General features: G+C 55.8%; 10 protein-coding genes and 1 pseudogene. 6 read left to right on the top strand and 5 right to left on the bottom strand.

Annotation, left to right across the window (positions count from 1 at the left end; genetic code table 11):
- On the top strand, positions 1-135 hold a 135-nt coding region (locus ACRYA2_RS26420; RefSeq protein WP_433634772.1), incomplete at its 5' end, for a universal stress protein.
- Positions 136-402: 267 nt separating this feature from the next.
- On the opposite strand, the gene ACRYA2_RS26415 is transcribed toward ACRYA2_RS26420, so the two are convergent.
- Both ACRYA2_RS26415 and ACRYA2_RS26410 read right to left on the bottom strand, forming a co-directional pair.
- Positions 403-759 carry a hypothetical protein gene (locus tag ACRYA2_RS26415; RefSeq protein WP_433634770.1) on the bottom strand — a complete coding sequence of 119 codons (357 nt, stop codon included), beginning with the start codon at positions 757-759 and terminating at the stop codon, positions 403-405.
- An 85-nt stretch (positions 760-844) separates the two neighbouring features.
- Entirely contained in the window at positions 845-1,120 is a 276-nt protein-coding gene (locus ACRYA2_RS26410) for a hypothetical protein (protein ID WP_433634768.1), read from the bottom strand.
- 193 nt (positions 1,121-1,313) lie between these two features.
- On the opposite strand from ACRYA2_RS26410, the gene ACRYA2_RS26405 reads away from it, so the two are divergent.
- Positions 1,314-1,700, top strand: a complete 387-nt coding sequence (locus ACRYA2_RS26405) for a DUF7475 family protein (RefSeq protein WP_433634766.1) — start codon at positions 1,314-1,316, stop codon at positions 1,698-1,700.
- A gap of 520 nt (positions 1,701-2,220) precedes the next feature.
- Here the strand turns inward: ACRYA2_RS26405 and ACRYA2_RS26400 are convergent.
- Entirely contained in the window at positions 2,221-2,472 is a 252-nt protein-coding gene (locus ACRYA2_RS26400; protein WP_433634764.1) for a hypothetical protein, read from the bottom strand.
- A gap of 174 nt (positions 2,473-2,646) precedes the next feature.
- Between ACRYA2_RS26400 and ACRYA2_RS26725 the strand changes: the two genes are divergently transcribed.
- A complete protein-coding gene (locus tag ACRYA2_RS26725) occupies positions 2,647-2,766 on the top strand; it encodes a DUF8118 domain-containing protein (RefSeq protein ID WP_472850144.1) in 120 nt (39 codons plus the stop codon).
- A gap of 19 nt (positions 2,767-2,785) precedes the next feature.
- On the opposite strand, the pseudogene ACRYA2_RS26720 reads toward ACRYA2_RS26725, so the two are convergent.
- A pseudogene (locus ACRYA2_RS26720) lies at positions 2,786-2,884 on the bottom strand (DUF7967 family protein); the annotation flags it as partial.
- Positions 2,885-3,122: 238 nt separating this feature from the next.
- On the opposite strand from ACRYA2_RS26720, the gene ACRYA2_RS26395 reads away from it, so the two are divergent.
- The 3 genes from ACRYA2_RS26395 to ACRYA2_RS26385 all read left to right on the top strand — a co-directional run bounded on the left by ACRYA2_RS26395 (position 3,123) and on the right by ACRYA2_RS26385 (position 6,081).
- Positions 3,123-4,382 carry a multicopper oxidase domain-containing protein gene (locus ACRYA2_RS26395; protein ID WP_433634762.1) on the top strand — a complete coding sequence of 420 codons (1,260 nt, stop codon included), beginning with the start codon at positions 3,123-3,125 and terminating at the stop codon, positions 4,380-4,382.
- Position 4,383: 1 nt separating this feature from the next.
- Positions 4,384-5,634, top strand: coding sequence for a ZIP family metal transporter (locus tag ACRYA2_RS26390; RefSeq protein ID WP_433634760.1), 1,251 nt, complete (start codon positions 4,384-4,386; stop codon positions 5,632-5,634).
- Between the two features lie 141 nt (positions 5,635-5,775).
- Entirely contained in the window at positions 5,776-6,081 is a 306-nt protein-coding gene (locus ACRYA2_RS26385; RefSeq protein WP_433634758.1) for a cupredoxin domain-containing protein, read from the top strand.
- 127 nt (positions 6,082-6,208) lie between these two features.
- On the opposite strand, the gene ACRYA2_RS26380 is transcribed toward ACRYA2_RS26385, so the two are convergent.
- A partial coding sequence (locus ACRYA2_RS26380) for a zinc ribbon domain-containing protein (protein WP_433634756.1) occupies positions 6,209-6,459 on the bottom strand: 251 nt, incomplete at its 5' end.

Raw genomic sequence — 6,459 nt, 5'->3', positions numbered from 1 at the left:
GATGACTACCGTGCTGACCTCGTCGTGATGGGGACACGTGGACAGACGGGCTTCGACAGACTCTTTATGGGGAGTGTTGCACGGACCGTTCTCCATGCGTCGTCGATCCCAGTATTAACTATTCGAACGATCTAGAAACTCACTGTCGCCGCTGGTCGTCCAACCGTGCGGGCATGCAATCGCATCAGAATCGGCGCTGCTCGAACCCGGCGACTGCTCGCCGCCACGCCCCAACGAGTGGGTCAGGGAGTTGCTAGCCGAGACTGCCGACGACTGACGGCCGTTGACGCGTTCGAGCCCTCTATCTGTGCTCTCTTGAAACCCTCAATCCGTGATAATTCGGCGAGGCCGTACTGAATACAGGGCGCGTATGTTGCAGATAGTTACGGCCATAGCGTCCGTTTACTCTTCAAATTCCTCATCCTGAGATTCGTATATCACCGTCAATTTACCGGGTGTAGGTCTTTGCGTGGCATCACGGATCGTTTCAAACTGCTCTAACATCTCCGTCGAATCGTTCGACCCTTCGCGTAGCGTCCGGGACTCCTCTCGGAGCGAATCATACAGACGATTCATCAGTCGCTCGACGGCGTACGCGTCCGTTTTCGAGTCGATCTCGAATACGGCTGTATACTTATCCATGCTCCGAATTGGTTCGCCAGCAGAATAACGGTTGTCCGAAGCATCGCGGTGGCGTCCGCGATCGCAGCTGGTCCCGTTGCCGTCACCCCCCGTCTTGCGATCATCGCTCTGCTGCATAGATGCTCTGTATTCAGTACGCCAATTCTATCAACTACTAAGGGTTTCAACAGGGCTGGCTACGTCTCTCATAGTACTGTGAAAGCTATTGCTCGCGGATCCAGATGACACGCCGGGCTTCGGGCTTCTTTTTGCGAATCCTTCCCTCGTCGGCGAGATCGTCTAAGACGTTAAAGGCTGACCGGCGCGGCCAGTTGAGCGCATCTGCAACTTCGCTCGTCATGTAGGGTTCAAGCGGCTCGATAACCTCCGATACATCCTCGGGGTTGTGCTCTTGGACGAACTCGCCCCCTCGGTTCGCTCCCGCTCGTCGCTGACAAAGCTTTAGCACCGCGACCACCTCCAGCGGTGGTGCTACCATCAATCTGAGAGTGGGCTGTTACGTTAATCGTGTTATCCGACAGGGCACGAACATTGTGATACCGCTAATTCTTTAGTTTGACGAACCTGAGAAATATATTGGAGGCTCCAAATATTGTCATGCCCCATTGTATCAGTCATTGTCCCATTTATTCATATCAAAATTTTATCATTCTTCGTATAATACTCTCTCTATGTCGCGCCAATCCACCGAAACCCAGGACTCACAATCACTGATTAACCTCCCATCGAACAGTATCGGTTACATCGCGATCCTCGCAGCACTTGTGACAGCCGCCATTCATCTATTTCTCGCCCCGAGAGTAATGGAATTTGACCAGCTAACAGGTATCTTATTCTATCTCAATGGATTCGGCTTTATCGGCGGTGTGATTCTCTTCGTGAGTCAGTATTGGCGTCGTGAGCTGTATCTTGTCGCCGTCGGATATGCACTCGCAACCATCGTCGCATTCTTCGTAATGGACGGCCCAATCAACCCACTATCTATTACTGCGAAAGCCGCTGAAGCAATCGGTGCGCTTACTGCAGCATACCTCTATCGCTCTCAAAAACCGACCTGAACCAAATTTTATCGAGGAAGTGACGCAGCTATCGCTTATTTAATAGGGGAATTTCCAAGCAATCCTGTACGACGTCCGCTCTCTCAGCAACTGATTTTAACTTCTCGCTCCACTTATACTATCCAGTTTCTTCTCCGAAGATATGGACAACTCTTGCTTGACCGAGCGCAAACGCATACAGCCGACGTCACTGCTGAATACTTTCCCAAGTCCCCCATTGGCTCGATCGACTGGGAGGTCTCCGAGCGAGCGCAGCGACAGGCCGGCGTCACCGAATACGGTCCAGAAACTGAGTCGGTCACGATCCGGCTCACCTGGGACGCCTACCGAGAGTTCGGCTGACAGCAGTTCAGTAAGACTGTCCGGCACGAACTCGTCTACGCCTGGCAGTACTGGCGGTTTGACGAAGCCGACCATGGCGAGACCTTCGCCCGCTGGACGGACCGGCTCGATATCGCCCAGCACTGCGAGCGATTCACCTCGTCTAATTGGCAGATAGTCGGCCGAATCTGGCTCGATGTTACTGTATCTGAGATCGAACAGTGGGGCGAGTCAGGAACCATACGAATGAAAGTGTTGCCATTGCAACAGCCATAATCATCATATTACGCCAGCCGTTGAGCAGTATCCCCGCAAGCCAGAGCACGACGAACGCACCGGTTCGGAGTGCTCGTCGGTGGTCGTGTCGCGCAACTCCCCAATATCCAGCTACGAGTAGCGTGAGGAGTCCAGCAACCCCGAACCCGGTATCGATAACTGCCGGCGTTACCATATCTAATTCGTTGCCCGTCAATCACTTAGGGTTATTTTCATATATTACACCATGTTTCTGCAATCAGTTTTCTCCAAAGTAAGTTGATAATGCACCGTACTCTGTCTATTCCGCGTATTCTAACGTTACTACAAACACTACCAGCGCTACCAATAGCGAGAACGACACAGAGACATGCGTCACTGGTCCGCACGTCGCCACGACAAACACGGCCACTTTGATCACCGCTTCTGGCGGTGTGCGCACTGCGGAACGGAAACCACTGACAAAGCCGCGCTCACCAACTGCTGCTAACTACATTTCATTCCATTTTTATGAGGTTCTGCTCGTCGTCGGAGTACGTCCGCTCGACCAGCCAGACGCGAACGCCGTCATCGGAATCGTCGCGCCTACTAGCACGTTCGCAATCCACCGGGGGTGCGTGATGGAGGGGGCTGTCCCCACGTCGGTGTTAGTTGTCTGGTAACAGCCCCCTTAAGATTTCGAATCCAATTCCAGTTTCTCATTCAGGGTGCTAACTGAGAAGCTCGAAAGTCCGCCAGCCAGTTATTAGTTTAGACTCACTCTAAGATTAGATGCATCTAATTTATATATTGGAGTGGTTAACTAGCGCATATGGGTATCCGAAGGCACGACCAGCGGAGGAGATCATGCCATCGATAGATTACGACAGTGCAGCGGACGTCACAGAACAACTCGAACAGCGATTGGTCGAATCACTCACCGGTGAAACGAGTGTCAGTCGCCGCACGGTACTCGGCAGTCTCGGTGTCGCCGGGAGTGCAGCAGTCGGACTCGGGAGTACTCAAGCAAGTGCTTCGCCCGACCATGAGGACGAAGATGAACACGGTAACTTCGGTGCAGTGGGCGAATACCAGGATTTGGATTTCGACCCTCACGAGTTCCTCACCGCGTTCAATACCGGAGACAGCGGACAGGATAACGTCCCTCAGCAGGCCTACGAGGAGAATGGCCGAACAGTACGGGAGTTCGAGTTCACCGCCGTCGACACGACGATCACCATCGCGCCGGGCGTCGAATTCCAGGCGTGGGCATACAACGGTCAGGTGCCGGGCCCGACGATCCGTGCCGTTGAGGGCGACCTGATCCGCGTCAAGTTCACGAACTTGGGGCGGCACGCTCACACGATTCATCCGCACCTGAAGAATCTCAACCCGCGAATGGATGGGATCCCCCAGAACGGGCCTGGTGTACTCGATACGGGTGAATCCTTCACTTACGAGTGGATCGCCCAGCCCGCCGGCACGCACTTCTATCACTGCCACTCGCTCCCACTGAAAGAGCACATCCACCGCGGACTCTACGGCACGATTATCGTCGATCCGGACCCCGAACGCGTCAGGGAGAACCCACGCGACTACGTCAATTACCCTGGCCCGATTACCGACGACTTCCGAGCGCAGCTCGTCAACGAGGCGGAGAGCCGGAATCACGAGTACGCCGAAAACGACGCCGTCAACGAGATGGTAATGGTGATGAACTCGTTCGATACAAACTTCGACGGCGGAAATGAGGTCTACGCGGCGAACACACGGGCGTTCGGGTACGGGGTCGGGGACACCGACGGCAACGGCAACTGGACGGCAGGTGAGACGAAGCGCCCCATCCAGATCGACAAGAACGAACGCCAGCGCGTATACCTCTCCAATGCGACTGAGCTCGACCTCATCAATTCGTTCCACACTCACTCGCAGTTCTTCGATTATTACGACCACGGGACGACGCTGACGCCGACGCGCAAGACTGTGGACACGATTATGCAGACGCAGGCCCAGCGCGGTATTATCGAGATCGACTACTCGGATCACGAACCTGGGCTGTACATGTTTCACGCACATCAGTCGGAGTTTGCCGAACTCGGCTGGATGAGCTTCTTCGAGGTGGTCTAACATGGCGGACAAGACACAGAACTCGACGACGGACGGTGGTGTACCAGCCGAGAACGAGATCACACAACCGCTCGGGCTTCCGCGATGGGTCAGCGCGTTACTCCCGATCGTGTTGCTCGTGCTCGTCTTGGGCGTGTTCGCGTTCACGTCACCGCTCGCTGGTGTTCAGAGCGGCGCACCGCTTCCCGACGTGACGGTTACGCATACGACGCTTCCGAGTGACGAAACGGTCGTGCTGCACGTGACGAATAACGGGCCCGAATCCGTGACGATATCACAGGTGCTCGTCGACGAAGCATACTGGGATTTCCGGGTCGAAGGAGCCGGTGGTGACCGAACGCTCGCCCCGATGGAAAGCGCACAGATCATGATCCCGTATCACTGGAATCCAGGGTGGGATCTCGAAGTTGCTTTGATACTCTCTGACGGAGCGACATTCCATAATACGATCGTCGCTCCGAGTCAGTCACCCGGATTTAGCCTCAGTCTGCTCGGGACGCTTGCAGTCATCGGGCTGTTCGTCGGCGTGATCCCGGTCGCATTAGGGATGCTCTGGTTCCCCTACATCAAGACGATGAGCGATCGCTGGCTGCACGCCGTTCTCTTATTCGCGGCCGGCGTACTGGGCTTCTTGGCGTTCGACGCTGGGTTCGAGGCGTTTGAACTCGCCGAGCGGGTTCCAGGCGCGTACGAGGGCAACCTCTTGGTCGTCTTCGGGATCTTCGGCGCACTCCTCCTCGTCCAGGCGATCAGTGCGTGGCGTGAGGGTCGTGTCGCCGCTGGTGATAGTCGGGCGAGTAGTGGTCTCTGGATCGCCTATCTGGTCGCGGTAGGGATCGGCCTGCACAACCTCGCGGAGGGGCTGGCGATCGGGAGTTCGTTTGCACTCGGGCGTGTGTCGCTCGGCGCATTCCTCGTGATCGGGTTCATGCTCCACAACGTGACGGAAGGACCGGCTGTCGTTGCGCCGGTTGCCCGCGGAAAACGCCCGTCGCTCAAGCACTTCGCTGCGCTCGGCGTCATCGCCGGCGCACCCGTCATCCTCGGTGGCTGGATCGGCAGTCTCGCATACTCACCGACGATCGGTGCCTTCTTCCTCGCAATCGGGGTTGGTGCAATCCTGCAGGTGGACTGGGAGATTGCGCGAATGGTTCGGGACGCAGGCGGTCGCGTGGCCAGCGCCACGAATCTACTCGCGTTCCTCCTTGGTTTTGCCATAATGTACGTAACTGACCTCTTCGTGGCGCTCTAATAGGTACCACTTGTTTCTGTTACAATGTCACTCGAATCTCATAACCGACGGGCGGTTTTGCGACTCAGTACTGCGACCCTGGCGACTCTCAGCACCGCTGGATGTTTGAACGGACAGTCATCGTCAACCCAGACTGTCACGATGCCCGATAACCTCACGTTTGAGCCGAAGACTGCGACGATCGAAACAGGGGAGACGGTAATATGGACAAACGAAAGCGATATCGAGCATACGGTCACAGCGTATGAAGATGATATTCCAGACGAGGCCGCGTACTTCGCAAGTGGTGGCTTCGAGTTAGAACGTGCTGCGAGGAACCGGGTCAACGAGGGGCTTATCGCTCCAGGCGAAAACTACGAGCACACGTTCGATCAGTCCGGAACGTACGGGTACTTTTGTATCCCACATGAGAGCTCGGGGATGGTCGGGACAGTACAGGTAAAATAATCGACTGGTCTATCTCTATCGGAATCCGCCGAGACCTTTTACAGATACTCCGGGAGTAGTAGGCTATCGACGAGGCGGGTCAACCGCCTCGGGGTCACGCCCCGAGGCTTGTCAGTGGACTCCCGTTCTACCCGAGTAGTTCGGCAGGCGTGTAATCGCCGTTCACGTTCAACGTCCCTGACTTGAGGGCCAGTTGACTGGTAGCCCATCCACCGCGAGACGTCTGCCCGCGATGGATATATCCGCAGTATCGGGTGGCGATATTCTTTGCGGCGTTGTAATCCGCGTTCACCCCATACCCACAGTCCTGACACACGAACCGCTTGTCGTCACGATTGTCCTCGTGGGTAAACCCACAGTGCGAACACCGCTGACTCG

Source organism: Halomicrococcus pelagicus (assembly GCF_050954125.1).
This window is presented reverse-complemented; position numbering and strand designations above follow the sequence as displayed.